This window comes from Halovivax ruber XH-70, assembly GCF_000328525.1.
Lineage (GTDB): Archaea > Halobacteriota > Halobacteria > Halobacteriales > Natrialbaceae > Halovivax > Halovivax ruber.
Genome location: NC_019964.1, coordinates 244,247 through 270,707, shown reverse-complemented (window position 1 = coordinate 270,707; position 26,461 = coordinate 244,247). Strand labels below are relative to the sequence as shown.

General features: G+C 64.9%; 22 protein-coding genes. 8 read left to right on the top strand and 14 right to left on the bottom strand.

All coding sequences use genetic code 11. The annotated features are described in order from the left end of the window. Positions 1-73: 73 nt before the first annotated feature. Positions 74-1,258 carry an FAD-dependent oxidoreductase gene (locus tag HALRU_RS01145; RefSeq protein ID WP_015299582.1) on the bottom strand — a complete coding sequence of 395 codons (1,185 nt, stop codon included), beginning with the start codon at positions 1,256-1,258 and terminating at the stop codon, positions 74-76. 83 nt (positions 1,259-1,341) lie between these two features. Between HALRU_RS01145 and HALRU_RS01140 the strand changes: the two genes are divergently transcribed. After that, the gene (locus HALRU_RS01140) at positions 1,342-1,998 is read left to right on the top strand and encodes a helix-turn-helix domain-containing protein (protein ID WP_015299581.1); all 657 of its coding nucleotides are present in this window, start codon (positions 1,342-1,344) and stop codon (positions 1,996-1,998) included. A gap of 266 nt (positions 1,999-2,264) precedes the next feature. On the opposite strand, the gene HALRU_RS01135 is transcribed toward HALRU_RS01140, so the two are convergent. The 3 genes from HALRU_RS01135 to priL all read right to left on the bottom strand — a co-directional run bounded on the left by HALRU_RS01135 (position 2,265) and on the right by priL (position 4,540). Continuing rightward, positions 2,265-2,711 carry a hypothetical protein gene (locus HALRU_RS01135; protein WP_015299579.1) on the bottom strand — a complete coding sequence of 149 codons (447 nt, stop codon included), beginning with the start codon at positions 2,709-2,711 and terminating at the stop codon, positions 2,265-2,267. A gap of 2 nt (positions 2,712-2,713) precedes the next feature. After that, a complete protein-coding gene (locus tag HALRU_RS01130; protein WP_015299578.1) occupies positions 2,714-3,250 on the bottom strand; it encodes a DUF7342 family protein in 537 nt (178 codons plus the stop codon). Between the two features lie 123 nt (positions 3,251-3,373). After that, the gene (gene priL, locus HALRU_RS01125; protein WP_148680384.1) at positions 3,374-4,540 is read right to left on the bottom strand and encodes a DNA primase regulatory subunit PriL; all 1,167 of its coding nucleotides are present in this window, start codon (positions 4,538-4,540) and stop codon (positions 3,374-3,376) included. Between the two features lie 195 nt (positions 4,541-4,735). On the opposite strand from priL, the gene HALRU_RS01120 reads away from it, so the two are divergent. Further along, positions 4,736-5,689: an alpha/beta fold hydrolase gene (locus tag HALRU_RS01120; protein ID WP_015299576.1), complete on the top strand. Its 954-nt coding sequence runs from the start codon at positions 4,736-4,738 to the stop codon at positions 5,687-5,689. 50 nt (positions 5,690-5,739) lie between these two features. On the opposite strand, the gene HALRU_RS01115 is transcribed toward HALRU_RS01120, so the two are convergent. The 4 genes from HALRU_RS01115 to HALRU_RS01100 form a co-directional block, all read right to left on the bottom strand. Beyond that, positions 5,740-6,909, bottom strand: a complete 1,170-nt coding sequence (locus HALRU_RS01115; RefSeq protein WP_015299575.1) for a DUF1616 domain-containing protein — start codon at positions 6,907-6,909, stop codon at positions 5,740-5,742. Between the two features lie 286 nt (positions 6,910-7,195). Further along, entirely contained in the window at positions 7,196-7,480 is a 285-nt protein-coding gene (locus HALRU_RS01110; RefSeq protein ID WP_015299574.1) for a hypothetical protein, read from the bottom strand. 136 nt (positions 7,481-7,616) lie between these two features. After that, complete coding sequence (locus tag HALRU_RS01105) at positions 7,617-9,122, bottom strand: hypothetical protein (RefSeq protein WP_148680383.1); 1,506 nt, start codon at positions 9,120-9,122, stop codon at positions 7,617-7,619. 318 nt (positions 9,123-9,440) lie between these two features. After that, the gene (locus HALRU_RS01100; RefSeq protein ID WP_015299572.1) at positions 9,441-10,937 is read right to left on the bottom strand and encodes an alkaline phosphatase family protein; all 1,497 of its coding nucleotides are present in this window, start codon (positions 10,935-10,937) and stop codon (positions 9,441-9,443) included. Between the two features lie 73 nt (positions 10,938-11,010). Here HALRU_RS01100 and HALRU_RS01095 point away from each other — a divergent pair, with 73 nt between their 5' ends. Then, positions 11,011-12,471: a flippase gene (locus HALRU_RS01095; RefSeq protein ID WP_015299571.1), complete on the top strand. Its 1,461-nt coding sequence runs from the start codon at positions 11,011-11,013 to the stop codon at positions 12,469-12,471. 70 nt (positions 12,472-12,541) lie between these two features. Here HALRU_RS01095 and HALRU_RS01090 read toward each other — a convergent pair whose 3' ends face one another. The 3 genes from HALRU_RS01090 to HALRU_RS01080 form a co-directional block, all read right to left on the bottom strand. Then, a complete protein-coding gene (locus HALRU_RS01090; protein WP_015299570.1) occupies positions 12,542-13,450 on the bottom strand; it encodes a glycosyltransferase family 4 protein in 909 nt (302 codons plus the stop codon). Positions 13,451-13,641: 191 nt separating this feature from the next. Then, entirely contained in the window at positions 13,642-13,899 is a 258-nt protein-coding gene (locus tag HALRU_RS15905) for a hypothetical protein (protein ID WP_015299569.1), read from the bottom strand. 152 nt (positions 13,900-14,051) lie between these two features. Beyond that, positions 14,052-16,976, bottom strand: a complete 2,925-nt coding sequence (locus HALRU_RS01080; RefSeq protein ID WP_015299568.1) for an AAA family ATPase — start codon at positions 16,974-16,976, stop codon at positions 14,052-14,054. A gap of 378 nt (positions 16,977-17,354) precedes the next feature. Here HALRU_RS01080 and HALRU_RS15900 point away from each other — a divergent pair, with 378 nt between their 5' ends. The 4 genes from HALRU_RS15900 (at position 17,355) to HALRU_RS01060 (ending at position 21,349) form a co-directional block, all read left to right on the top strand. Next, on the top strand, positions 17,355-18,473 hold the full coding sequence (locus tag HALRU_RS15900; RefSeq protein WP_245547797.1) for an eCIS core domain-containing protein: 1,119 nt from the start codon (positions 17,355-17,357) through the stop codon (positions 18,471-18,473). Positions 18,474-18,478: 5 nt separating this feature from the next. Then, the gene (locus tag HALRU_RS01070; RefSeq protein ID WP_015299566.1) at positions 18,479-19,447 is read left to right on the top strand and encodes a hypothetical protein; all 969 of its coding nucleotides are present in this window, start codon (positions 18,479-18,481) and stop codon (positions 19,445-19,447) included. A gap of 125 nt (positions 19,448-19,572) precedes the next feature. After that, on the top strand, positions 19,573-20,415 hold the full coding sequence (locus HALRU_RS01065) for an eCIS core domain-containing protein (RefSeq protein ID WP_245547759.1): 843 nt from the start codon (positions 19,573-19,575) through the stop codon (positions 20,413-20,415). After that, on the top strand, positions 20,393-21,349 hold the full coding sequence (locus tag HALRU_RS01060; RefSeq protein WP_015299564.1) for a hypothetical protein: 957 nt from the start codon (positions 20,393-20,395) through the stop codon (positions 21,347-21,349). The genes HALRU_RS01065 and HALRU_RS01060 overlap by 23 nt, the downstream gene beginning before the upstream one ends. A 248-nt stretch (positions 21,350-21,597) precedes the next feature. On the opposite strand, the gene HALRU_RS01055 is transcribed toward HALRU_RS01060, so the two are convergent. From HALRU_RS01055 to HALRU_RS01045, 3 genes are all read right to left on the bottom strand, one after another. Continuing rightward, a complete protein-coding gene (locus HALRU_RS01055) occupies positions 21,598-21,852 on the bottom strand; it encodes a hypothetical protein (RefSeq protein ID WP_015299563.1) in 255 nt (84 codons plus the stop codon). 367 nt (positions 21,853-22,219) lie between these two features. After that, positions 22,220-23,722 carry a zinc ribbon domain-containing protein gene (locus HALRU_RS01050; RefSeq protein WP_015299562.1) on the bottom strand — a complete coding sequence of 501 codons (1,503 nt, stop codon included), beginning with the start codon at positions 23,720-23,722 and terminating at the stop codon, positions 22,220-22,222. Then, positions 23,719-24,897, bottom strand: coding sequence for a thiolase domain-containing protein (locus HALRU_RS01045; protein WP_015299561.1), 1,179 nt, complete (start codon positions 24,895-24,897; stop codon positions 23,719-23,721). Before HALRU_RS01045 ends, HALRU_RS01050 begins: the two co-directional genes overlap by 4 nt. 97 nt (positions 24,898-24,994) lie before the next feature. Between HALRU_RS01045 and HALRU_RS01040 the strand changes: the two genes are divergently transcribed. Then, on the top strand, positions 24,995-26,380 hold the full coding sequence (locus HALRU_RS01040; RefSeq protein WP_015299560.1) for an LVIVD repeat-containing protein: 1,386 nt from the start codon (positions 24,995-24,997) through the stop codon (positions 26,378-26,380). The last annotated feature ends 81 nt before the right edge of the window (positions 26,381-26,461 follow it).

The following is a 26,461-nucleotide window of genomic DNA, read 5'->3' as shown; positions in this document are numbered from 1 at the left end:
CTGTTCGGCCACCAGACGAACCTCAGACGGCCCTCCAGGCACCACTCGTCGGGTCGATTCCCGCCAGCTGTTCTCACTCCGGTGTCGTCGCCTTCGGAAGGGGCGTCTCGGCAATTCTGCGCCGCCGAATCCGGTCGAACAGCCGTCTCGGAAGTACTCGGACGCCGAGATTTCTGACTCGTGCCCCCAGCGACGATTGCCTGGTCGCCAGCCAGCCCATGCGACGCGCCTCGTCGTGTACGCGATCGGCGCGGGGCTTTCGCGTCCTCTCGTAGGAATCGAGGGCCGCCGCCGGTTCGTCTCGGGTCGCGAGCGCGCGTGCCAGGACGATCGCGTCTTCGATTCCCTGGGCGGCACCCTGGCCACCGAACGGGAGCAAGGCGTGGGCCGCGTCGCCGGCGAGGACGACATTACCGCGGCGCCACCGTTCGAGCCGCGGCACGTCGGCCAGTGCCGAACGGAAGACGTCGCCGGGTTCGAGGGCGGCGATGATACTGGGAACCGGTTCGGGATACCCGCCGTAGTGTTCGCGAATCGCCGCCAGTTTCGCAGCCGGGTCCGCGGACTCGGGTCTCAGCGGTTCCGGGGCGGTGCCGAACCAGTAGACGCGATCGGCGTCGATCCGTGCCCCGCCAGTATACGTGCCGACACCCCAGCACTGAAAGCCGCGCCTGCGGTAGGTCGGTGGCAGGTCGATCGGGACGACCGCTCGATACACCACGCTCTCCAGTCGCCGTCGGCTCACCCCCGGAACGATCGCCTCACGGACCGTCGAATCGATGCCATCCGCGCCGACGAGGACGTCCGGTTCGATCGTCGTCCCATCCGCGAACGTGGCGATCGGCGGCGCCGTCGAGTCGACGGCGGTACAGACCGCGTCGGTCCGCACCTCGGCCTCGAGCGCGTCGAGGAGAACACGCTGAAGCGCCGCCCGGTGAATCGCGACGTAGCCGTGACCGAACGCGGCGCGTTCGACGCCCGCCAGATCGAGCCGCTGCAGTACCGTGCCGGTCGGGGAACGGATCTCCCCGTCGTCTAGCGCGACGCCGGCGTCCCGAATCCGGTCGGTGAGTCCGAGGCGATCGAAGACGAGCATCGCGTTCGTGTGGAGGAGGATACCAGCGCCTACGGGTCGGTACTCGGTGGCCGCCTCGTAGATCCGCGGCTCGATCCCTCGCCGTTCGAGCGCAATCGCCGTCGTTAGCCCGCAGATTCCACCGCCGACGATCGCCACGTCGAGCGTGCCGTTCTGACGCATGGTCGTTCGGAGGGGCGTCGTCGGGAAGCGCTCGCTGCCGCAGTGAAGCGGTTCTTTAAGTGAAATCGGCGTGAGGATCACCTGTGCGATACCTCACGGTGCGCATCGATCCGCGCGAAAATGGCGGTATCCATCCTGTCGGCGGGCGACTCACGGCAGCTCCGGCGATCTCGCGAGAAGCGATCCACTCGGTGGAACTGCTCGACGATGGAACGATCCTTCTCTTTGCCGAGGGCAGCGGCGATCGGGACCGGTACGAAGCGATTACAGCCGACTCGCCCCACGTAATCGACGCGCTGGTTAGCGGGACCGATCCCTGGTTCGCGGTGAGTCAGTTCGAACCTAGCGACGAGACGCGACGATTGCTCGAACTCCGCCGCGAATCGAACGTGAGCGTCGAACTGCCGATTCGGATCGAGGACGACGGCGCGCTTCGGGTCACGTTCATGGGTAGCGACGCCGACATCCAGGCGCTGTACCGGACCGTCGAGGCCGGCTCGACGCTCTCGTTCGACGTCGTCGAGACGGGCTCGTACGATCCGGCCGACGCACCACTCGCGCGGCGACTGACGCGGAGACAGCGCGACGTCCTCGAAGCAGCGGTCGAATTGGGATACTACGCGGCTCCCCGGGAGGCGACGCTCGAAGACGTCGCCGAGAGGGTCGGTATCGCGGCCTCCACGGCCGGGGAACACCTCCGGAAGGCCGAAGCGCGCGTGTTCACAGCACTGGTTCGGTGAGCGGTGACGACACGCGTCAACGGTCTCGCTCAGACCGCTCCGACCCGCACTGAGAATCCGCCGCCTGGGCGTTCGGATCGAGGTCGCCTGTGATGCCGCCGTTGGCCGGGTGTCCGACGGCACCGAACCCGCCGAGGGCCTGAAACAGCGGGTCGAGTCGACCTAGCTCTCCCCGTATCAGCGGTCGAATCCCCATACTGAATCGTCTCCGTCAGCCATCGTCAATTTCCCCAGCGGCAGTTCGGACGGACGATGCGGGCGCTCGCTCACGAGTCCCACGTCTCGTCGATCCGCGTCTCGATCGCCGTGAGTACTGTCGCGTACACGTCGAGCGGATGGACCGACGGCAGGTCGAGATCGACGACAGTGGCCCCGTCCGGCGGTTGGTGGAAATGAGTCCGGTCGTCGTGTCCGTTCGGGTGTCGATCCCAGCGACACTCCCAGTTCGACTCGGTTCCGTGCGTTTCGAGGTAGTGACAGGAGAAATCTCCGCTCTCGAACCAGCGAACGTCGAGTCGAGCGGCTGTGACCGCCGGCGGGTAGCGGCTGGAATCGAGGTCGGCAACGAGGGTCCGCGGTTCGTATACGTCGGGTTCGAATGCCGTCGTCGAGACCAGCGGGTCGGCAGACAACTGGCGCTCGAGCAATTGAAGCGTCTCGCGATCCGGCGGCCCAGTCGACCGCCGTGGCGGATCAGCATCCGGGCCGGCCATCGTTACGCGGGGAGGAGGCGCCCGTCGTTCTGGGCGATCTGCCGGGCGAGTTCGTACTGTCGGATGTCGCGAATCGTGGCATGCCAGTCGGCGATGGCAGCCATCCGGTCGTGTACGTCGCCGTGATCGTCACTGTCGAACGCGGAGACTGCCGCAGGATCCGTGGCGCCGAACCGCACTTCGTACGCGTCGCGTTCGTCTTCCAGTCGCTCGACCCGATCGACGATATCCGCGACGGAGAGCTCTTGGGCGATACGGGTTGCGGTCTGCCACTCCAGATAGCCCTCGTTTCGCTCGTAGGTCGTCGGACGACTCGTCGACGCCGCCGTGGCGACCCCCATCTCCGCGAGTCGGTCGAGGTGCTTCTTGGCCGCGTTCGGCGAACAGCCGGCGATCTCGGCGATCTCGGTGGCCGCCGTCGGTTCCGTGATCCCGAGCAGCGTGTCGTACACCCGGTCGAAGGTATCACGATCGCCCTGCCAGCGCGACCGATCTGGCTCGCCGTCGTCACCGGGCTGGACCGGATCGAACCCCGTCATGAGAACGAATACGCGACCAACCACAATATATCTTCTGCGTGCGCAAATATATGCGTTCTCTGCGTGATTCGCTTCGCCAGTCGTCCACGTATCCTGCCCTCGCGGTCGGTCGCGCCGCTCCCCCTACTCCGCCGTCTCGCCCTCTAGCGTCTCCCGCCAGTCCTCGATCTCTCCGTCCTCGTCCTCGGCATCGTCGAGGCGCTGTTCGTAGTAGGCCATCGGATGCGGAATCCGCTCACAGAGGTCGTCCATGTTGACGCAGTCGCCATAGGACTGCATGGTGGCACAGGACGGTGGCGAGTACTCCGTGGGCGAGGTCTCGCCGCGGATGTGATCGGTCTGATAGCGGGTCATCTGTTCGCCGAACGCGGAGTTGACGCGGTAGAGTTCGACGATCTCGTCCGTCGTCATGCCGATCGAGGAGAGGAAGGCCGTGATGGCGAATCGCGAGTGATGGGGCAGGTGCTCTCCCTTCTGGATGTCGTCGAGCAGCGCCTTCATACAGGGCGGGAAGAGCTCCGGCACGACCGTGTCGATCTCGCGGACGAGTTCGAGTTCGGCGACCAGTTCGCGGAGGTCGGCCGCCTCGGCCTCGAGGGCGTCGGCGATCGGGTCCGGGACGTCGGGGAAGGGCAAGCCCTCCGCGACGCGATTCCCGACGGCCTCCTGGAGGAGTGTCAGGAGTTCGGTCTCCGTCACGGGGACCTCGCCGTCGGCGAGTGCCCGGTTGACCAGCCGCCACTCGTCACCCCAGCAATCCGCGGCGAGGGGCAGGTACGCGCCAACCTCGAGCAGGTAGGTCGACTGGTCGCTCGACTGTACTGTGGCACCCGTAGACGACTGTGTTGCGGATCCACCGGCGGACGAGGCCGCATCGTCTGCCAGTGATGGCGCTTCGCGCACCGATTCGGTGAGGTCGAACTCCGCGAGCAGGTCGTCGAGATCCAGCCCGGACGAATCGACGCTCTTCAACTCCGTCGTATCCGCCAGGTCGGCGACGAAGCGCTCGTGCGCGACGGCCGCCTCCGCGCGAGCGTATCGCCGGACCAGGACCCGTTCGCCGACGAGCGAGACGAGCACCCGCGCGACCGGATACGATAGCAGCTCGACCCGATTGTCCGGCGCAGGGTCACCCACCTCACCCGTCTCGAGCGCCCACTCGACGCGCGACGCGGCCCGCTCGACGACCGCCGGTTCCGTCTCGACGACGGTCGCCAGGTCGACCGCCTCCTCGGCGACCGTCTCCCGCGCGGCCTCGAGAAACGGGTACCGTGCGTACAGCGCGTCCATCGTTACCGGTGAATGTGCGCCAACGAGGATAAACACGGTGGTTGACTCGTTCACGAACGACCCGATGGGCACGGTCACGAACGACCCGCGACGACAGTGTGCCTCGCGAGTCGAGTCACGGCACGGTCGATCCACAGCCATCGATTTCGACCCACTCATCGCCGTGTTAAAGGATGTGCCCGTCGAAGGGACGGTATGCCTCGTGCCTGTCGTGACGGCGTCGGACTCGCCTACGAGGTCGAGCCAGCCACCGCCGACGACGGAACGCGAGACGACGACACCGACCGGGCGCCGATCGTCCTCGTCCCCGGTGTCGAGCTCGGGCGGTGGGCCTGGCGCTGGCAGCGCGACGCCGTTCGCGGAAAGCGGCGACTGCTCGCCCCCGCACTTCGGGGAACCGGGCCGCGCCTCAGGACCGACGGCGGCGTCGCGATCGACGACGGCGCTCGTCGCTCCGACGCAGGATTTCCTCCACTTGTCCCATCGCTTCCGGGTCCGCTTCGACGCCCCATCGTCTCTCGCGGAGACAGCGCCACCGTGGCCGCGCTCGCCGACGATCTGGCCGCCGTGATCGCGGACGATTCGGCGTTCGGCCGTGGCCGATCACAGGACGTCCACCTCGTCGGCCAGGGACTCGGCGGCGCGATCGCCCTCGAGTACGCCATCGAGCACGGCGGCGTCCGCTCACTGACGCTCGTCGGAACGCGCCACGGCGGACCCGGGACACCAGAGACACCCGACTCTGTCCGCTCGCAGGCGCTCGACCCGGACGGAGTGGGACGGACGCGCCGACGAAACCGCCTCCGTCCCTTCTTCGCCGCAGACTTTCTCGCCCGGAACCCACACCTGTTCGCCCGGATCGTCGACTGGCAGGCCGACCAGGGGCCCGACGCCGCCACCCGCGAGGCACAGTGGGCCGCCTGGGATCGGGACGACCCGACGGACCGACTGGACGACGTCCCGGTACCGACGCTCGTCGTGCACGGGACGGCAGACCGGCTCGTCCCCGTCGAACACGGCCACGCGCTCGCCGAGGCGATTCCGGAGAGTACGATCGAACTGCTAGAGGGGTGCGGGCACACGGTCGGCGTCGAGGCAGCCGATCGGGTGGCTGCCAGACTCACAACGTTCGTAGACTCGGTCGAGTAGGCGTCGGGTCGGCCGGCGTGAAGCCGATCGCCACCGCTGCTCGTCTCAGTTCACTCGTCCGTCGGTTCATCGACGTCCACCCAGCGGAACACACTATACTCAGCATCGGCCATCGACGGCTCCGATGGCACGGTATCGTCGGGGAACAGCAACCACACCAGACGGACGTTCTCACCAGTGACCGTCGGTTCGACCGTGTGTGGATGGTGCCAGGTCTCGTCGTGCGAGAGTGTCGTATTGAACCGATCGAGTTCGCGTTGGTCGGTCACGGTCGCGTCGGTCACGGTGCTCTGATTCCCGATCGGCGCTCCCTCCGGGCCCGGCTCCTCACCAGTTTCGAAGGCTAGCTCCTGCTCCAGAACCACCACCTCGTACGATGTTCGCTCGTGCTCGTGATTATCGACGCCGACGACGAGTTCGACGGGTTCACCACGAGTGAGTTCCGTCGTGAAGTTCCCGGTTCCAAGCTCACCGTCACTGTCCTCGCCGAGGAGATAGATCGCCGAAAACCGTTCACCCTGCTGTGGAGCGACCGCAGCGAACCCGACGGCCGCAAACGCGAACACTACCGCAAGCGCGAGAAACACGTTCAAGAGCGCATCGGTGCGAGAATCCGGTTCGAAGAACGCCCTGTAGATGCCCCCGGACCAGGCACGAGACGGGACACGAAATTGGTCGTCGGTCGGGAGGCGTGAGCGACGCACTGCAGCGACGATCACGGCGAGGAACGAGAACAGTGTCATCGTCACCAGAATCGGCTCCAGTTCGATACCCCAGGGCGTGACCGAGAGTCCCAGTCCGATCAGTGGAGCGATTGCGACACTCAACGCGAACGAGAGGGCGACGCGCTCGATTCCGTCGATTCTCGGTCGATCGACTCCAGCTGTCACACCGATCCGTCGAGAGCTGTCGACCTGGTCGTCGCCGGTCCCGGTTGGAGTGGTCTCGCCAACCGCCGTGGTCGACTCGGTGGTTCCGTCGACCGCCGTCCCGTGGGACGTGTCGCTCGCCGCTGGAAACAGCGCGGCGACGAGGGCATAGCCGGGCAGAAACAACACGAACACAGGAACGAGCGGGATCCACACTGGCGTCTCGCGGAGCACCGGTGCGAGCGTGGCGACAGGAGTGGCAATCGCCAGGACGACCACCAGGGACAGATCAGCTGGCAACGTCCGGATCGGACGGGGGATCATCAACCACAACGTCCGTCTCTCGACCATCTGGAACTGCGTACACCATGTCGGGGTAAAAATAACCCGATACGAGAGGAAATGCGGTGCAGGAAGGGGTGTGAAATTAGAGAGTGTTCGTCACGATACATCGGCGTGGAGTGCAATCGGCCAGTGCGACCGAACACCCCTGACAGGTCACTCGAAGACACACGCGGTGACGGGAACGCGGAAGTCGGAACTGAAACGACGACGGGCAGTCAGGTTTCGGTACAGATCGACTGCTCATGACCATCGAGTGCTCGCACGATCCACGGTGGGCCACTACGCACGCAGCCTACCAGGGAAGGACTTCAGGAGGCAAGAGGCCAACGAGTTTTCGACTGACGAACGCAGCGTATCCGACGATACCCAGAACGGCTAGCCACCGGAGTCGCCGGCACCAGGTCGGAGACACCGAGGTTGGGACCGTCAGTTCGGTGACGATGAGCAGCCCAACAAGCGAGAGGATACCAAAGAGTTCGTACGACAGCGAATCGAGGACGACGAGTGTGAGGACGATTCCGAGCAACCAGGCTAGATAGCCGTATACGAACCGCATTCGCCGCCCCTGTGTTGCCATTAGGCGTAATCGACCGAGACCAGTTGTAAATGTATCGTCCTATAACATCGGCCGGCCATCGTCGAAACCAACAATCCTTCGAGCGTACCGGTCTGACAGCACCAGACACAAAAGACCGCTTCAGTCGCTTCGTCGCCTAACTCGTCTCGTTACTGTGAATGTAGTACGCCTGGACGCCCCCGTTGTCGTACGTTCGGTCGATACCGGGTTGACGAATCAGATACCGAAAATCGGCGTCCGAGTAGCGGACCCCATCGTACAGTTCAGTATCGAGCCACCGATCCTTCTCGGTCGTCAGCAACAGCCGATCGGTATCGTACAGTTCGTGAATCGAGCGATTCGCAAAGTGGTCGGGAGGAACGGTATCTCGATAGGAACCGGTGTAGTCGACCATCGGAGCGGGCTCCATCGGTTCGAGCGCGTACGCATACCGCCAAATAGGAGTCCGGGTGTGCATCATCTCGACGCCGGCGTGATGGTCGAACTGTGTGTCGTACCCCACGACACTCGCCTCGGAGACGTGGCCAGTATCTCGAAAGTTTAGCGGCGACGTGTGGTATGTCAGGCTCGCGCCGACGAGTGCCGACGTGAGTAAGACCACCGCGACGATCGTCACTACTGTCGACCGGCGGAGTGTCCGAATCGGTGATAGTTCGAGTGTGTGGCGCAAGCCAACGGCGACGAGAATCGTTGCGAGCGCCATGCCAAATCCGATAAACCGCATAAATTGTTGCGTCACCCCCGAGGCGAGGAACACGCCGAAGAAGCCCATCACGGGGACGAATGCACAGCACAGGCAGAACACCGCCCGATAATCGATCGATATCGAGGTGGCTGCTGGATTGGGTGACGAACGGATGAAGCCGACCTCACGAGCAGCCCAGACGAGCGAACAAATCACCGCAATCCCGGCGAAGAAAGATGCGACGATGTCGATGAAGAACAATCGGAACACGAGATCCACGACACCGGACCCCAGCTGGGTCAGCGTTCCACCACGGCCAGCCGTCACGTCCGTCGGGCTGGCCGAAAGGATGCCAATGACGACGGTGACGAACGTCTCCTCGAATCGGGACTGTGCGAGGATCCACGTCATCCACAGGACACCCATCACCGCTGTCGCGGAGACGAGCGGTTCGCTAGCAATATCCCGAATCCGATACGTATCGGTAAGCGCCCACACCACCCCGAACACCGCCAGAACGGCGATCACGTTCATCGCCTGCTGCGGATGGTAGACGATCATCGCAACGGCGAAGAACAGGAGTGCCGTGAATCTCGCTCGGTCAGGCGAACGTACGAGGCTGATCGCCAGGAAGAGCCCGACCGGCGCGAAGAGGATCGAATAAGAGTTTGGATGTGGGTAGAGGTGTGTCGCAACCAGATTGATCGGGAGCAACAGTAATCCTGCGACGACGCCACCAACGAGACCGGAGGGATCACGTGTCAGTTGCCGCCCGATGAGACCGGAGAACACGACGAAGACCGTAAAAAAGATCGGGCCCACCAGTACCAGAACGATCCGCGCAGGCAAGCCCGTAAGCTCTCGAATAACTTCGACAAGTGCCGGCATTCCCGGGTACAAGATGGACAACGGATCCGCACCGTTGGCCACCTGCGACGCGACTCTGAGGTGACCCATCGGATCGCCACCGCCCAACAACCAGTACCCTCGCAGCATTGGGAGAGCCACCACCGTCAGGAGCGACGTTCCGAGTACCAATAGGCTGACGAGCGGCCTCGAACCCACGAGAAGAAGAACACACCCAGCGAGGAGGGCGAAAGTGAGACAGACCCAGTATAGCATCGGTGTTCCTGTGTAAATCGACGGCTCGTAGGCCGTCGCTGGGTGTTGCGCGGCGACGAGGATGGCGAGGGCCAAAAATGTGATCGAACTCGCTGCGGCGGCCTTCTCGAGTCGGTTCATCGTGTATCAATCGTCACCGTCCATTCCGCGGTCTCAGAGGTAGCCCAGATCCTTGAGGCGCTGTTCGGCGTCCGTGTTGGGGCCGCTGTCGGCATCGGTGTCGGCGGCGTCCACGTCGTACGGTGCCGGCTCGGTAAAGTCGGGATCGTCGGCGAGGAGGGCAGCGATCGGTTCGCCGTCCACGTCGGTCGGGATCGCACAACCGGCAGCGGCGAGGATGGTCGGCGTCACGTCGACGAGGGACGCATCGAGATCGGCGGCGTCGGTTCCGTCGAACCCGATCCCCGCGACGATGCCGTGTGGGTCGTGGTTGGCCTTGCGCGAATCCCGCCAGACGACGCCGGCCGGTCCCCGCCAGACGGCGCTGGCGGTGGCCGAGTAGATGATGTCGCCGGCCTCCTCGGCGTACGGTCCCGCGTACAACTCCTCGCCATCCGTCGCCTCGATCCCCGGTTCGTCGTTCAGTTTGGCAACGATCTCGTCGCGAAGCTGTCGGCGCTCGTCGTCGTCGAGCCGGTCGGCGAGCCGGATCGCGCGCTCGTCGTTCGAGTGACAGACCGCGACGGAGTCGTCGAGGTCGATCCCCCGCTCGACGGAGAGGTCGGCCGACGACACGTTCTCGACGGCTCGCCTGAGGGGTCTGAGAACGGGATGGAGCCACTCCTGTCTGAACAGAAAACGGCCGACGCGGCCGACGTTGACCGACGTGTCGCCGTCGTCCTTGGACCCGATGTTCGTCTCACCGAACGTGAGGTAGCCCTCCTCGGCCAGCCAGTCGTTGACGTAGAACTGCCGATCGTAGCCGGTGAAGCCGTGGTCACTGAGCAGGAGCAGGCGATCGTCCTCGTCAAGTTCGTCGGTGATCCGTGCGACGTGTTCGTCGACCGCGGTGAGGACGGCCCTCGCCGCGGCGCCGACGTCCGAATCGGGGCGTTCGAAGAGGTCGAAGTAGGCTTCGTGCTGGAGCCAGTCCGTCTCGCTCACGAGCTGGAAGTAAAAGTCGTGCTCGTCGGCCGACAGCACCTGGAGGAACTGCTCACAGTTGTGTTCGACGCTCTTGCGCATCGTCTCGACGTTCTCACTGGTCCCGCCATCGAACGACGGGTACCAGGGACGCTCGATGTCGTAGCGGTCGTAGAGGTCCGCCGGTGTCGGTGGCTGGGAGTCCGAATCCAGCCAGGACGGGACGACGTCACCGTCGATTCGGGCCGGGTTCGAGAACGGAAGGTTGTAGAGGAAACACTCGTATCCGGCCCCGTCGAGTCGTTCGTAGACCGTTCGAGAGCGGAGCGAGCGACCGTCCCTGATCGTCGCCTCCATCGAGTCGTCGAACTCGACGAAGTCGTACAGTCCGTGTTTGCCCTGGTTCTTGCCGGTCTGGAACGACGCCCAGGCCGGGGCGGTGACGGGCGGCGCGGTACTCGTGAGGGCGCCGCTGGGATTGTCGGTAAAGAGCGAGTCGATGTGGGGGGTGAACTGGAGGACCTCGTCGTGGAAACCGTCCAGTCCGATCACGACTATCCGTCCCATTGGCCGTAAATTCTCCACCCACCCATATATAAGTTTATATCCCCATAGTCAGTAATCCATCGTACGTCACCGAATGTCCCTTCGACGAACGTTGCTCGAGCGGTTTCAGTTCGAGTTCGTCGCGCGCCTCGTCGGCTCGATCTCGGGTGGGCTGCTCGCGTTCGGTCTGGCCCGAATCCTGTCGACCGACGAGTACGGACTCCTGTTCCTCGCCATCTCCGTCTTCAGCGTCGTCGAGCTGCTCAGCCGGCTCGGCGTCCCGAAGGCCGGCGCCCGCTACATCACCCTGTATCGGGAGAAAGACCCAGCGCAGGTCCCCGGATTGCTGCGGTACACCTTCGTCCTCAACGTCGGGCTGGCGCTCGTGGCGTCGGGGCTCCTGTTCGTCGGCGCCGGACCGATTGCCCGGGTCGTCGGCGAATCAACACTGGAGCCGTTACTGCAACTCGGTTCGGTCTTCGTCGCCGCGACCGCCGTCTTCAAATTCGCCCGGATCGAGTTGCAGGCGTTCGAGGACATCGATTCGGCGGCGATCGTCTACTCGATCGAGCGCGCCAGTCGGGCCGTCATCGCACTCACGCTCGCGGTGCTCGGATTCGGGGCGGTCGGCGCCCTGGTCGGCTACGTCGTCGCGGCCGTGGTCGGCGGCCTCCTCGGGGCAGGCATCCTCTACCGAACCTATCTCCACGGGACATCCGTTTCCGCGATCGACGCCGAGTTGCGGCGTCGGGTCCTCAGCTATTCGGTTCCCATCACCGCCACGACCGCCGCCAACCGGATCGACAACAAGCTCGACACGATCCTCGTCGGCGTGTTCCTGGATCCGACCGCCGTCGCGTTCTACACGCTACCGGGCCAGATCCGGGAGTTCGTCCAGACGCCCGTCGCCGCGGTTGGGTTCTCCCTGTCACCGACGTTCGAATCCCAAAAGGCCGGCGGGAACGCCGACCGCGCGGCGCGAATGTACGAGCAGACGATCTTCTACGTCCTCTTGTTGTACATTCCGGCGGCGACGGGAATGGCGATCGTCGCCGAGCCGTTCATCACGATCGTCTTCGGAAGCGAGTACGCGGGCGCAGTTCCCGTCCTCCAGATACTGGCGATCCACATCGTCCTCGTCGCCGTCGCCATCGTGACGAGCAACAGTCTCGACTACCTCGGCCGGGCCAGAGAACGGGCGATCGCGAAGACCGTGACCGCGCTGTGTAACCTCGGGCTGAACGTCCTCCTGATCCCGACGATCGGCGTGGTCGGCGCCGCGATCGCGACCGTCCTCACCTTCTCGGTGTACACCGCCGTCGCGGTCTACATCATGGGCCAGGAACTGGACCTCCGCAGCCGCTGGCTCGCAGCCAGGGTCGGGAAGATCGTCCTCGTCACCGCGGTGATGGTGCCGGGCGTCTACGGCATTCTCTCCCTGGGAGACGGACTCTTCACCCTCGGACTGGCCGTCATCGGCGGCGTCGCGATCTGGCTGGGTAGTTCGCTCTCGCTGAACCTCATCCGCACCGAGGACGTCAAAAGCTATCTGTGAGGCGTTCCGGGCGAATCCGCAACAAAGCTTCCGTCGGGCGGTGGACGGCGAGGCTCGCTCGATTCAGGCCTCACTCGAGGACGCGTTCGTAGACGTCTACGAGCTGGTCGCCCATCCGGTCCATGCTCACGTTCGCTTTCAGTTCGTCGCGACCACTGGGGGCCACGTCGGATTGGAGCACGGCGTCGACGCCGGCGACGAGTTCGGCTTTTGACTCGCAGACGTGCGCCGACTGGACGGGAGAAAGGACGTCCCTGACGAATCCGACGTCGGTCGAGACGATCGGGACGTTACAGAGCGCGGCCTCTTTGACGGTCAACGGGCCGCTCTCCCGTCTCGACGTCACGAGAACTAGATCGCTCGCGTTCATGTAGAGAGGCATTCGATCGTAGGAGACGTCACCGAGCGATTCGAGCGTGAGTTGACCCGCAGCCTCGGCGACGACGGTCTCGGCGAGATCGTAGTTCTTCACCGAACGCGAAGGGTCGTACGGGAAGAGGGCGATGCGCTCGTCCGTCGGCCACCCGACTCGCTCCCTGGCGACCTCCTGCGGGATCGGTCGGAACAGGTCGGAGTCCACGCCGAACGGGATCAGGTCGGCGGGCGACGAGAGCTGTGCCGCCATCGCCGACGTCGGCACGACGATCGCGTCACAGAACGCGCTACAGCGCTCGCTCACTCGTGCGTACCGTCCCATGAGGTCAGATCCCCAGAGCGTCAGCACGACGGGGCGAGTTGGCTGGGTCAGCGCGAACGGGGCCGTCAATCCGTAGTTTGCGTGGACGAGATCGTACCCCGACAGCGACTGGCCGAGGACGTGCGGGTAGTAGGCGAGGTAGTCGGTCAGCGACCGCGTCTCCGACTGGGACTCCCGTCCAGGGACGCAGATCGTCGTAACGTCGACGCCGCGTGCTTCGAGCGTCCGGACCTGATTGTCGAAAAAGGGCCGCGGCGACGTGACGAGGTTCAACACCTTCATTCTGTGACCTCGGGTCGTCGTCCCGCCGATCGCTCGTCGACTCCGGGTTCGACCGCTGTCATGCACCATCGTTCACCGGCCGTGTAAATCTATATTATGATTCGAAATCAGGGATTTATCGACAGGGCTGTCGGATAGACGGCTGCAGCCTCGTCGACCGAGACGCTACGTCCCCGGCACCAGCGCGCTCGTCAGTCGCTCCCGACCGACTTACCACCCCCGCGAGCACGCGCTTTGACCCGATCCGAGAACTCGGACAGATTCATTGCGGCGGCGCAATCCGGACCGCAGTACCGAACGGCGTGTCTGTACTGGGCGTCCAACGGCTCGGGTAGCTCAATGTCCACCCGAAAGAGCCGCGATGGTGCCACGTCCCGATCGCACCGATAACACCCCTGGGACCGAGGCGCATCGCCGGTCCCGTCGCTCGTTCGCTCGACGGATTTCATCCGAGCTCACCCCGGTCCGCCTCCACGGACCATGCGGTGACACTCGGCCCCAATCCCTGGGTGGAATATAATCCTGTGTGAAAATGAACCATTATTTCGCAGAGAACCTCTGGAGTCGGTAATTGCTGTTTTGCAACTGAGCTAGTTTGGCCCTAGGTTGTCTCGGCCGGCGCGTCCTGCCTGATCGTGTAGAGGCGCCACCGGCCAGCGTCGTCGGCCTGACATTCGATCTCGGTCGGTAGTTCGTGGGTGTTCGAGGCCTCGACGAACTCGAGGACGACGCGCTCGTCCTCGTCGACGATGCGTTCGATCGAACTCGCGAGTTCGACGTTGGAGAGATCCATCGCCATGACGTCACGTTTCGAGAGGATCTCGGCCTCGGCGTCGGGGTGATACAGGGCGCTCAGGCCCGCTCGGTCCTGCGCCCGGACGCGATCGTAGAAGTGCCGGACGACGGCTTCGGGAGTGAGCGAGTCGTCGGCTATCCTGGTGGGGCCATTTTCCGAATCGACCGACTTCTTGTCGGACTCGGATGCATCATCGTCGGTCGCGTCCGATTCCTTGTTTGGTGATTCCGCGCGGGTATCTTCGGTCGGTTTTCCGCCGCCATCTTCCGCCTCACCGCCGACCTCACCAGATTCGTCGCCGTCGTCTCCGTTCGCCACGTCCTCGAGCCCCTCGCCATCGAGGTAGCGCATGCGGAAGCGGGTGTCGAAGTCGCGGCTGACGTGCTTGGTCTCGTAGGTACGCAAGCGCTCCTCGTACTGATAGAACTCGTCGTCCTGCAGGGCGACGCCGCCGGCCTCGCTGGCGTACTGCAGCCCCAGAATGATGTGGTCGAAGGTGATGGTGACGTCCTCGAGCGATGTCGTCTCGCCGTCTAAGGGCTGGCCGTCGTAGGCCTCGGTGGCGGCGATGTAGGCGGCGTACTTGGCGACTTTGCGGATGATCGCGGGCGTGAGCGTTTTCATCCCGAGGAAGTCGAAGTCGAAGTCGTCGGTGGCGACGTTTGCTTCGTCGGGGAAACTCTCGCGCCAGAGGCGCCGACGCAGATCCTCCTGCGGCACGTCGAAGCGGATGGAGTGGGCGATCCGCCGCTTGAAGGCCGAGTCGATGCCGCCGCGTTTGTTCGTCGTCAGGAGCGCGATGCCGTCGAACGATTCGAGGCGCTGGAGGAGGAAGTTGGTGACGTTGTTGGCGTGGCGGTCGGTGGCGTCGCCGACGTCGGTCCGCTCGCCGAACAGCGAGTCGGCCTCGTCGAACAGCAGGATTGCGTTCGACCGTTCGGCCTCGTCGAGCAGCGCCGCCAACTGGCTCTCGGTCTCGCCGATGTACTTGTCGACGATCTGGGCCAGATCCACACGGTAGAGATCGAGGCCGGTCTCGTTGGCGATGACCTCCGCGGCCATGGTCTTCCCGGTGCCGGGCTGGCCGTAGAACAGGGCGACGACGCCGTCCCCACGGCTGCCGGGCTCGCCGAAGCCCCACTCGCTGGTGACCGCGCCGCGGTACTGGAGGTGCCCACAGAGCTCCCGGAGGTGGGTCTTGGGCTTGTCGTTGAGATAGAGATCGTCCAGTTCGTAGCCGGGCTCCATCCGGTCGGCCAGCGCTTCGAGATTGGACGCGGAGTAGCGCTTGCAGGCCGCATAGAGGTGCTCCCGTTCGAGGGCGGCGTCGACGGGGGCGAAGGCATCTGTGGAGGCGGACTCTTCGGAGGCATCGACGATACCCTGCTCCGATCGGCAGAGATACCTCGCAGTTTTGACCGCCCGCCGGATGTCGCGCTGGGGAAGGCGGAAGTTGGTCGCGACGTTCTCGACGAGGTAGTCCTCGGCAATCTCGTCGGCGTACTCCTCCCAGATGGCCAGGCGCGTACTGTACCCGGGGAACTGACAGTGGACGGTCTCGACGTGGTGGCGAGCGAGGTCGACGTCGGGTTTCCACGCCTCCGTATGGCTCAGGAAGACATCGCCGGGCGCGTCGTCGAAGCGTTCGACGATCGAGTCGACCGTGGGCGCGTCGGGATCGGGCATGGCGACGCCGCCGTCTTCGTCGACGCCGATCGCAGGTGTCTCCGTCCGTTCGGTGACGCGTTCGAGTCCCGTGAGGTGGATCGCGGCGTCCTGCAGGGCGCCCTCGCGGATGAGGCGAGTGCACAGGTCGTCGTCCTCGACGATATCGATCGCATCGGCGCGGAGGATCGGCGTGTCGGCGTCGGTGAGGGCGGCTGGGAGACGGTCCTTGCCGGTGCCGTCCTCGCCCGCGAAGTGGTAGATGGTGGGTGCGTCGGCGGCTTCCGAGCGGGAGCGGATCGTCTCCAGCGTCTCGGTCGTCTCGTCGTCGAAGACGAGGTCGGAGAGGGAGCTATCGGGGTGGTCGATGGAAACGAGATCGGCGAGCGCGCGGTCGAGACTGTCGTCGCCCTTGAGGTAGTCGACGATTCGCTCGTCGACGGTGACGGTGTCGTAGGCGGAGGGTGTGCCGGGATTGCCGGAGTGACGCACGAAAAGTCGATACCCGAAGAGCGGAGCGGCCGTTGCGAGCGCCTCTTTCGGGCTACTATCTCCTATCGCGGTTCCGTGGCCCATTCGTCCGAGAACTGTTTCGAGAACGGAGATCTGCGCGGGCAATGGTTGCTCCATCCCGCTGATCAACCCGTAGATTGATGCGATGCGCCAGTCGAGCTCCGGCGCGAGGGCGAGAAGCAGGGCATCGAGATGGATGCGCGAGAGGTTTAGCGAACGGGCGAGCGAGTCGAGTCGAAGTTCCAACCCTGCCTCGCGTGCAAGCCCGCAGTTGTGATCGATCTCCGCCGCCAATTCGGTCAGGACGTCAGTGAGATCCGTTGCTCCGGTGCTTTCGTCCGACCCTTGGTCGGGATGGCCAGTGATCGATTGCAGCGTCGCCCCGACGTTCGTTAGTGGGTCCGGCCGCTTGGTGCCGGTCTTGTCGGGCTCGGCATCCGGAAGGTCGATGGACTCGTCCGCGGGACGCAGGTCCCTGTCGGTGAGTGCATTGAGGGCGACCAGAATTCGGTCGAATTCGGCCTGGAGGTGGTCACCGTCCCGTTCGTACATACACGTGACAGTATGGATGGGTGTGAATAATACCTTGTATTATCAGAATAGAACGGGGGAATTTCCCGTTTTGTCGCCGCCTTCGCCGGGAAGCCTCGCTCACGGTCCCGGGAAAGTTGCCATCGGTCTCTCCCAAGTCCGATCCCAACTGATGAAAAGAATTATTATCGGTTGAAATAAAATTAGGACCAATGAACGGGTGGCGACACCGAGTATCCGTGATCTGCGGTTCCCCGGAGGGTACTGTCGATGGCTAGGCACGCCAGACGGCGGTCACGTCGGTCGTCCGAGGACGATCAGTCGTCGAAGCGAGACTCGCGATCGCGACGGTCGGCGGACGCCCAACAGGTGTCGCCGATGCTCGCCGGCGCGAACGTGATGCGGTCGGCACAGCCAGCGTCGGGGCCGACGGAACTGTGGCCGGAAGCGAAGGCTCGCGCCAAGGAGGTGCGCGGACGGATCGAGAATCGACCTGACGAGATCCCAATCGACAACAATCGCCAGAATCTAGCTGCCTTCCGTCGGAACAAGGACGCCCACAAGGCGGCTGGTTCGGCTGGCGATGCAGGTGTTCCCGAAAGCGTCCGCGAGGTCATCTCCTCGTCGGGCCAGTCACTTGACGCCTCGATCCAGCACGCGGTCGAGGATCGGATGGGTGACTCGTTCGGTGACGTGCAGATACACACCGGACCGCAAGCCGCGAAGGCTTGCGAGGACATCAACGCCCGGGCCTTTACGGTCGGGAATCACATCGCGTTCAACTCGGGTGAGTACGATCCGGAGAGCCCAGAGGGCCAGCACCTGCTCGCGCACGAACTGGCTCACGTGAGACAGCAGACCGGCGGCGCGCTGTCGATGATGCCCCAGCAGAACGTCGAGTTGGAGGTAGACCCGGATCCACAACTCGAACGCGAGGCCGAGGAGACCGCCCAGCGCGTGATGGAAGGCGGCGAGCTCGGGATCCAACGCATGGCGAAGACGGAGGTCCACGTCCAGCGATCGGTGAAGTCGGTGATGTCGTCGGTTGGCTCGAAATTGGGCCTCGGTGGCAGTGACTCCGAGGCGCAATCACGTTTTCAGGAGTTGAACGACGGCGATCTGTCCGAGACGGTCGGAAAACTGGTGGAGAACCAGCGGGAGATTATGGCCACGCTCGAACCACAGCATCGGACCAAGACCGAGACTATCGGAGCGGCAGCCGGCAAGGGGGCTATCGGGGCGGTTGGTGGCCTCGCTGGGGCCGCTATCGGGACGATGATCGCACCTGGTGTGGGAACGGCGGGCGGCGCGGTCGCTGGCCAGCAACTCGTCACGGAACTCGCGTCTGGCGTCGCGAGTGACGTCTCGAAGGCGGCGTACGACCCCGTTTTCGAGGCCGGGTCGACGGCGTTAGCCGAAAAGTCCAGCGCCTTCGGCGCCTATATCGAGGATCTGATCGACGAAAAGGTCCGTCAGCGCTTCGGTGGGAGTGACCATAACGACGATACCAAATTCTAATCGATATGGAGACAGAAATAATCGGCGAAGATGAGGACGATATTGGGGTCAAGGTAGTCGATCAAAAGGGCGCCGAACATCAGATTGAATTGCACAAGGGAAATGGAGACATATACGCCCATGTTTGCGATGAATACGCAGACAAAGCAGCAAACCGTACCCCGGAAGAAAACGAGGTAAACGAACAGGCGCGCCGATTCGCCCAGTACTACGTCTATTGCGAGCGCGGCTACGATACGGTCCCGCCAGAGGTTCACCCCGAACGGATCGACGCGGTTCGACAGGCAATCGCCGAACTCTCGCAATCAGCGTTTGATGACCGGTTCGGTGATCTCCGCCAGCAACTTCGGAGTTACCACGACGATTCCGTCTCACGGGCAATCCCGATTCCGTCGGACGCTGCCGGTTCGGATTTAGTGCTCTATCGCCAGCACGTATATCTCGGCCTCGATCCGCTGGAGACGGACCTCGCGGACGAGTTCGAGACGCTCGCAACTGTCCACGAGATCGATCTCGACGAGACTTCGGAGCCGGTTGCAGTGTTCAATGACTCGAAGTGTTCCGACTGGCGGGCGTTCTCTGAGCATGCCGAATCACTGGCCCAGAACCGAGATGTCGACATCAGTGACGCCATCGACATTGGCGGCGTCTCCTCGCTGTACACGGCGTACGTCGACGACCACGGTGTCGAACACATCGGTGAACCGAATCAGGACCCCTTCGACCGCGACCCGGACACTCTGATCGAACTCGCACCGATCGATCCCGGGCCGCTTCAGGAGTTCCAGGCCTACGTCGATCACTATCTCAAGTGCCAGATCCGGGATTGTTTCGTTCGGATGGGGCTCCACCCGCCGGAGGAGTTCTGCGTGCTCGGCCCGGGGCGGATCGAAGCCGCCGAACAGTACAAAACTCTCGAGATGTACCCCGATTTTACTGATCCCGACAATCGGGCGTTACTCGCGTCGAACTGATGAGCTGCTGTGCGCCCGGCGGAAGCGAACCCAGGCTCGTTGAAGGCTCATGGGCGGGCCTCGCCGCACGCGGTACCAGTGGCCAATTGCTCGACACCTCGATTCAGCGCGCGGTGGAGGATCGAATGGGTGACTCGTTCAGCGACGTGCAGATCCACACCGGGCCGACGGCGGCGAAGGCCTGTGAGGAGATCAACGCCCGCGCGTTCACAGTCGGGAATCACATCGCGTTCAACGCGGGCGAGTACGATCCGGAGAGCCCAGAGGGCCAGCACCTACTCGCGCACGTCAAACAGCAAACCGGGGCGGCGATCTCGATGATGCCGCAAGCGGATGCGGACCTGGAGATCGATCCGGATCCGCAACTGGAGCGAGAGGCGGATCAGGCAGCTGAAGAAGCGCTCTCGGGTGAGGAGGCGCTGATCGTGAACCGACTGGGAACTGACGTACACATCCAGCGGATGCCCGAAGGGGAGCAGATCGACCAGGCTCGTCAGGAGGCCGACGAGCGCTTCGGCTCGGACGTGCCGGCCGACCCGGAAGTCCTGGCGAAGGAAGTCGAACAGCTCAAAGCGAACCAGCAGCAGGTGCTCGAAGTCCTGAGCCAGGCGCAACCAGGTGCACCGTCCGAGGGCGAGTGGGGAGAGACGGCGACGAAAGGACTCCTCGGCTCGCTGGCGAGTATGGGAACGGGCGCTGCAGTCGGTGCAGCGGTTGGGTCGATCTTCCCCGGTCTCGGGACCGAAGCCGGAGCAGCCGTCGGAACAGCTGCATCCGGCGTCGTCGGCGATTTCGTGAAACAGGGCATCGGCTGGGCATCGGACAACCTGGTCGACGAGAAGGCCGCGAGCCTCGAACAGATGTACGAGGAGATCTCACGGATGTACGAGGAGTTGAAGGATGAGGGGAATGCGCATGGTGGTGCAACTAAATTTGGGGCCAACAATGAAAGCGGAATTTCTGGGTGAGGATGATAAAGACATAGGAGTTGCGGTGATCGATAATACCGGAGAGAAACACCATATTGAACTCCACAAGGCCGACGGTGAGATTTACGCCCATCACTGCGACGCCTACGCCGACGACCCGGACAACCGAACCGAAGCCGAAAACGAACACAACAATCAGGCCCGTCGGTTCGCGAAGTACCACGTCTTTTGCGAGCGCGGGTACGACACCGTCGAGCACACCGAGAACCCGGCGTACGTGAACGCGGTTCGACTCGTCATCCAGGACCTCTCCGACGCCGAATTCGAGCGCTACTTCGGCGCGCTCCGCCAGCAGGTGCGCAGTCACCACGAGGACGTCGACCGACCCGTGGAGCTTCCCGCGGGCGTCCGGGCACCCGACGCGGTCGTTTACGAGCTCGACGTCTGGCTTGGTATCGACGTTCCGGGCAGCGGCCTCGAAGCGCAGGCCCGCGCACTGGCGGAGGCCCACGACCTCGACTACGACGCCGGGACAAGGGTCACCAATCCCTCCGATATCTCCGATTCGGATCTGGCGGAGTGGGAGGCCTTCGGCGACCACGTCGTCGACCTCGCCAATCCCGACGATCTCGAGCTCGACGTCGCCGCGGTCTCGGGCATCCACGTCGGCTATCCGAACGCGCAGGGCCAGCACGAAGTACAGCGAGCCGACCGGCCGCTCGATCGCCAACCCGACGCCACGCTCGAACTGATGCCCGCCGAACCCGGCCCGCTCGACGAGTTCCGTGCGTACCTCGATCACCACCTCCGGTGTCAGGTGCGCGATTGCTTCGTGGGAATGGGCCTGCTCCCGCCGGAGGCGTTCCGCGTGATTGGCTTTGGAAAATTCATCTACGCCCGTCGGTACGACCACTACGAGCTGTACCCGCAACTACACCTGCGCGACGGCGATCACTCCGTCGTACTCGGATAACTGGGCGATAGGTTCGGCTCTTCGTCTGGAGTGGTGCGACGATCACGACGAGTGCCCTCAGCTGTCGATCTGGAAACCGATCCGGATCCGAAACACGAGACTCCGGACGACGATTCACGCCAGCGCCTGGTGCCACTCCAGCACACCATGGACGCCCACGAGTTGGACACTGACGCTGAGGGCGGGGCACCAAACGGCAGCGGACACGACACGGGGCGTGGCGCGACGGCGCACGCCGCGGGCCGTGGTCACTTCGTCGCCGAGTTCTCACCCCGACGAGCGCGGGCTTTCAGTTGCTCGGAGAACTCGGAAAGGTTCATGCCAGCTGCACAGTCCAGACAGCAGAAACGCTCCGCAGTCTGGTAGTCCTGCGAGAGCGACGCCGGCGGCTCAGTGGTGATCCGAAAGAGCCGCTGTGGTGCCACGTCCCGATCGCACCGGTAGCACTCCCAGTCGGGAGTCCCATCGCCAGCGCCATCGCTCGTTCGCTCGACGGATTTCATCCGAGCACCTCGCAGTTCTGCCGCTCGAGTTGATCGAAGATACTCGGCCCCCCCATCCCGAGAAACGAAGTTGAACGACGGATAGCGATACGACTCTCTAGGCAACGGGCGTGCGAGACCTTTTTGTCTCGAAGGTGTCTTTCGGAACATGGCAACCTAGCCCTACCGCGGGTTATGGAAGCCACGTCTCGGGTGTTAGTGCACCCGGGGCATTTCTACCCCCGACGGAGGTCGTGGCTTCCGTGCTGATAATTGACGTGAATTGTAATATAGTTACTAGTCAAATCGGAGAATCAATATCCCACTTCTGTTTTGGAAGGAGTCCCGCACTCCGCCAGCGACAGATTTCACCTCCCAGCGACGCGTCCTACCGCCCCACGGGCCGGACCTTGAATCCGTAGCGGGTGACGCCCTCCTGCGTGTAGATCCGGCGGATCGTCGCCTCGACGCGGTCGCCAACGCCAAAGGCGTCCGGCTCGGCATCGGTACCCATCGCCGGCGCGCTGACAGATTTGTCGGCGCCAGAACCGTGTGAGTCCTCGACGTCACGCCCGGACGACGAATCGCCACCGTCCACATCGAACGCCACGATCGCGGCCGCGTAGTCGCCCGACCGGGCCTGCTGGGCGGCGAACTCGGGCGGGGCGCCGCCCTGCGAGATCGTCGTCACGGCCTCGATGGTGCCCGTTCCCGGGAGTTCGAATCGGTCGTAGTCGGCGCGAGCGCCGCAGTCGCGGCAGGCGCCCGATGGAGGGAAGGCGACGGCACCGCACTCGCCACAGCGGCCGGCTTCGAGGCGGTAACGCTGTGGGATCGAGCGTTTCCAGGACGGGACGCTGACGTAGGCGCCGCCGCCCGACGGCGGCCCCGAGGTGACGACACCGCGCTGGCGGAGATACTCGGCGTAGGAGAGCGGGTCGTCGCCGTCGAGCGAGAGAACCGTCGGAACGTCCCCGGCGGAGTCGATCGCCAGCGCGTCCGCACCGGCGCCGCTGCCATGGGAGACCGCGAGGATGGACTCGTGGCCGTCGGCGAGTGCATTCGCCAGCGAGACCGGGACGCTCGCTGCCCCGAGGTCGCCGAGATCGTGCACCGTCGCGGCCGTCTGGATCGTCTCGGTCCCCACGCCCGCCGCGTCGGCCACGCGGTAAGGGAGCTTGCCGTCGGGCGCCTGGATCGCGGCGGCGTCCGGTTTTCGCTCGACGGACAGCCCGTCGACCGCGCCACCGATGGTCTCACGAAACGCCTGCCGGTCGTACGTCGTGACGCCCAGTCCGTCGGTTGTCTCGTCACCACGCTCTCGGAATCGGGTCCCCGGGTAGGGGGCGGCGTACTCCGCACGGTCGACGATCGAAGCGCGGCCGTCGGCCGAGACGACGAACGCCGCGGCGCCCGCACCGGCGGCGTGATCGATCGCATCGTCCGGCTCGCCGCGCGGCGCGTCGGCCGTGACGACCAGCGCCCGCCCGCCCTCGGCCGCGACGGCGTCCATCGCGGCCCAGAGGGCGCGGGTACCGGCCCGGGTACTCCCGCCGAAGAACTGGCGGGTCGCGTCGTCAGGCAAGCCGACCATCGCGCCCAGTCTGGCGGTCAGGTCGCCCTCCTCGATCGGCGGCGTCGTCGTCGCGAAGCCGACCCAGGAGACGTCGGTTCCGTCGAGGTCCCCGGCGCCGAGCGCGCGGGTAGCGGCCTCGTATCCCATCGTCAGGGCGTCCTCGTCGGCCGCGGGGACCGCCTTCTCGGAGACCCCGGCGGCCTGGAATTGGCCCCAGGCCTCACGGAACGCGTCGGCCGTGATCCGGAATCGTGGCGCGTAGGCGCCGGCGGCTGCGATTGCGATGGACGCGTCGGTCGTGCCGGGCGCCGTCATCGTGCCACCCCCGATTCCTTCTCGAATATATGAACCACCGCAGCCCCGCCGCTCCCGCCGACGTTGTGGGTGAGGCCGCGAACAGGGTCCTCGAGCTGGCGGTCGCCCGCTTTTCCCGAAAGTTGCTTGAACGCCTCGACGACCTGTCCCGCACCCGTCGCGCCGATCGGGTGACCCTTGGATTTCAGGCCGCCGGAGGTGTTGACCGGGAGGTCGCCGTCGATCTCGGTCCGCCCGGACTCGATCAGGTCACCGGCTTCGCCGGGGTCGCAGAAGCCAAGATCTTCGTAGGCAAGCAGTTCGGCGATGGCGAAGCAGTCGTGCACCTCCGCGAAGTCGAGATCGTCGGGGCCGACGCCGGCCATCTCGTAGGCCGTCTCGGCCGCCCGCCGGCTCGCGGGGATCCCCGTGTAGGTGTCGCGCTGGAAGAGCCCGACGCTGTCGCTGCCGGCGCCGACGCCGGCGACGCGGATCGGGTCGTCCGTGTACTCGCCCACCACGTCCTCGCTGACGATCAGGGCGCAGGCCGCCCCGTCGGAGGTCGGACAGCAGTGATAGAGGTTCAGGGGGTCGGCGACGACGGGTGCCGACTGGGCGTCTTCGAGCGAGCACTCGAAAGCGAGCTGGGCGTGCGGGTTCTTCGCCCCGTTCGCGTGATTCTTCACGGCGACCCGCGAGAGCTGTTCGCGCGTCGTACCGTAGGCGTCCATGTGGGCCGACGCCATCTGGGCGTAGACGCCGGAGAACGTGGTGCCCGACAGGCGCTCCCACTCCGTCTCGCCGGAGACGCCGAGCCAGTACTTCGTCGCGTCCGAGCTCGTGTCGGTCATGATCTCGAACCCGCCCGCGAGGACGACGTCCGCCATCCCCGATTTGACCGCCTGGACGGCCTGTCTGACCGCGTAGCCGCTCGCGGCGCAGGCGTTCTCGACGCGCGTCGTCGGAACGCCGTCGAGACCCACGTGTTCGGTCACCGCCGGCCCGGAGAGGCCGAGCTGGCGACCGCCGACGCCGAGCGTGCCGACGACCGCCTCGTCGACGTCGCCCGGTTCGACTCCCTCGGGGACGCTGTCGATGGCCCGCTCGAAGGCCGTCTCGAACAGCGACCGGTAGCTCTCCCCGGGGAACGACCCGTACGCCGACTGGCCCGCGCCGATGAGATACGCGTCTCGCACACCGTCTCCTGCACGCCAAATCGAGATAAGTACACCGCTCGGCGCACGCGGAGGTGCGGGCGCGTACGTTTATCCGCAATGGCGCCGAACGGCCGGCATGGATCGCCGCCAGTTGCTCGCCACCGGGGGCGCCCTGTTCTCGCTGTCGGTCGCCGGCTGTACCGGTGACAGCGACCCCAATGAGCCTGCAACTGACGAGCGGTCGCCCCGCCACGCGTCGCACGCCAGATCCGGGGCGGGCGTCCCCGGCCGAATCGACCCGCTCGGTCACGCGATCGGCGACAGGCCGTCGTTCTACACCGCGGCCGCACTCTCGCCCGACGCCGAATGGGGCCTTCTGGGGAGCTTTCCGACGGAGACGAGCGCCGTCGCGAGTACACTCGTCGATCTCACGGAGCCGCGCTCGCCGACCATCGCGCACGAACTGGACGCCACCGCGGCCAGGACCCGGACGAACGCGGTCGGCTTCGACGCCCATCGCGCGGGCCTGTACTACCGATCGCTGGAGGGCGAGCGTCAGGGGATCGAGGTCGTCGACTGCGGGTGGCGCGACGGCACCCCGACCGACCCGCGGGTCGTCACGGCGTTCGAGACGCCGAACGTGGGCGTCCATCGGTTCGTCAGCCATCCCGGCGAGCCAGTGCTCTACCTCGTCGATCACCACCCGGCGGCCGACGGCGGCGTGCTGGTAGTAGACGTGGGTACGCCGGAGTCGCCAGAGCTCGTCGGTCGGGCCGGGATAAGCGGCGGGACGCACGACCTGACGTACGATCCGGGTCGGGAGACGCTCTACGCGGCGTACGCGATGGGTCCCGACGAGGGGGTCGTCGTCTACGACGCGTCCGATCCGTACGCGCCCGTCGAGTACGGCCGGTTCGCGTACGCGTCACAGCCGGCCTACACCGCGCTCGGCGAGCCCGGCTTCGAGACCTGTCACCAGGTGGACTACGATCCGAACCGCGACCTCCTCGTCGTCGGCGACGAGTGCCAGACGGGCGTTCCGGGTGGGAAGCACGTCTTCGACGTCGGCTGGGACCAGGGATCGCTCGAAGCGCCGGAGCCGATCGGCTTCACGCACGCACCCGACGCCAGGGAGATGGGCGAAGACGAACAGTATTGGTGGACGACGCACTTCCACGACGTCGTCACGATCGGCGACGAGACACTGCTCACCGACGGCGGCTACCGGCAGGGCGCCTGGGTCTGCAACCTCACCGAGCCGCGCGAACCGACACCGACGGAACGATTCGCCACCGTCGCGGGCGCCGACTCGCTCGACCCGGATCCCAACCGGGTCGGGCTCGACTCACCCCCGTTCGCCTGGGAGGCGACTCACGCCGCCGATCGCGGCTTCGTCTTCGTCAGCGACAGCCTCACCGGCGCCTACACGTTCGAGGTGTCCGCGGCGGACGCCCGTGGACAACACGGACGCGGTCCCGACGGTCACTACGATGTCGACGCGATCCGCGACACTGACCGATAGCACGTGACCAAGGCGACCACAGGCCCCAGAAACTGCGACGGCTTGGTGAGAGTGTGTTTTTCTCAGTCGTTGTTCGTCGAG

Bases quoted from the DNA above. Each gene is read 5' to 3' on its own strand.
- HALRU_RS01145 (WP_015299582.1), bottom strand. From the start codon at position 1,258: ATGCGTCAGAACGGCACGCTCGACGTGGCGATCGTCGGCGGTGGAATC.
- HALRU_RS01135 (WP_015299579.1), bottom strand. From the start codon at position 2,711: ATGGCCGGCCCGGATGCTGATCCGCCACGGCGGTCGACTGGGCCGCCG.
- HALRU_RS01130 (WP_015299578.1), bottom strand. From the start codon at position 3,250: ATGACGGGGTTCGATCCGGTCCAGCCCGGTGACGACGGCGAGCCAGAT.
- priL (WP_148680384.1), bottom strand. From the start codon at position 4,540: ATGGACGCGCTGTACGCACGGTACCCGTTTCTCGAGGCCGCGCGGGAG.
- HALRU_RS01120 (WP_015299576.1), top strand. From the start codon at position 4,736: ATGCCTCGTGCCTGTCGTGACGGCGTCGGACTCGCCTACGAGGTCGAG.
- HALRU_RS01115 (WP_015299575.1), bottom strand. From the start codon at position 6,909: ATGGTCGAGAGACGGACGTTGTGGTTGATGATCCCCCGTCCGATCCGG.
- HALRU_RS01110 (WP_015299574.1), bottom strand. From the start codon at position 7,480: ATGGCAACACAGGGGCGGCGAATGCGGTTCGTATACGGCTATCTAGCC.
- HALRU_RS01105 (WP_148680383.1), bottom strand. From the start codon at position 9,122: ATGGGTCACCTCAGAGTCGCGTCGCAGGTGGCCAACGGTGCGGATCCG.
- HALRU_RS01100 (WP_015299572.1), bottom strand. From the start codon at position 10,937: ATGGGACGGATAGTCGTGATCGGACTGGACGGTTTCCACGACGAGGTC.
- HALRU_RS01095 (WP_015299571.1), top strand. From the start codon at position 11,011: ATGTCCCTTCGACGAACGTTGCTCGAGCGGTTTCAGTTCGAGTTCGTC.
- HALRU_RS01090 (WP_015299570.1), bottom strand. From the start codon at position 13,450: ATGAAGGTGTTGAACCTCGTCACGTCGCCGCGGCCCTTTTTCGACAAT.
- HALRU_RS15905 (WP_015299569.1), bottom strand. From the start codon at position 13,899: ATGAAATCCGTCGAGCGAACGAGCGACGGGACCGGCGATGCGCCTCGG.
- HALRU_RS01080 (WP_015299568.1), bottom strand. From the start codon at position 16,976: ATGTACGAACGGGACGGTGACCACCTCCAGGCCGAATTCGACCGAATT.
- HALRU_RS15900 (WP_245547797.1), top strand. From the start codon at position 17,355: ATGCGGTCGGCACAGCCAGCGTCGGGGCCGACGGAACTGTGGCCGGAA.
- HALRU_RS01070 (WP_015299566.1), top strand. From the start codon at position 18,479: ATGGAGACAGAAATAATCGGCGAAGATGAGGACGATATTGGGGTCAAG.
- HALRU_RS01065 (WP_245547759.1), top strand. From the start codon at position 19,573: ATGGGTGACTCGTTCAGCGACGTGCAGATCCACACCGGGCCGACGGCG.
- HALRU_RS01060 (WP_015299564.1), top strand. From the start codon at position 20,393: ATGAAAGCGGAATTTCTGGGTGAGGATGATAAAGACATAGGAGTTGCG.
- HALRU_RS01055 (WP_015299563.1), bottom strand. From the start codon at position 21,852: ATGAAATCCGTCGAGCGAACGAGCGATGGCGCTGGCGATGGGACTCCC.
- HALRU_RS01050 (WP_015299562.1), bottom strand. From the start codon at position 23,722: ATGACGGCGCCCGGCACGACCGACGCGTCCATCGCAATCGCAGCCGCC.
- HALRU_RS01040 (WP_015299560.1), top strand. From the start codon at position 24,995: ATGGATCGCCGCCAGTTGCTCGCCACCGGGGGCGCCCTGTTCTCGCTG.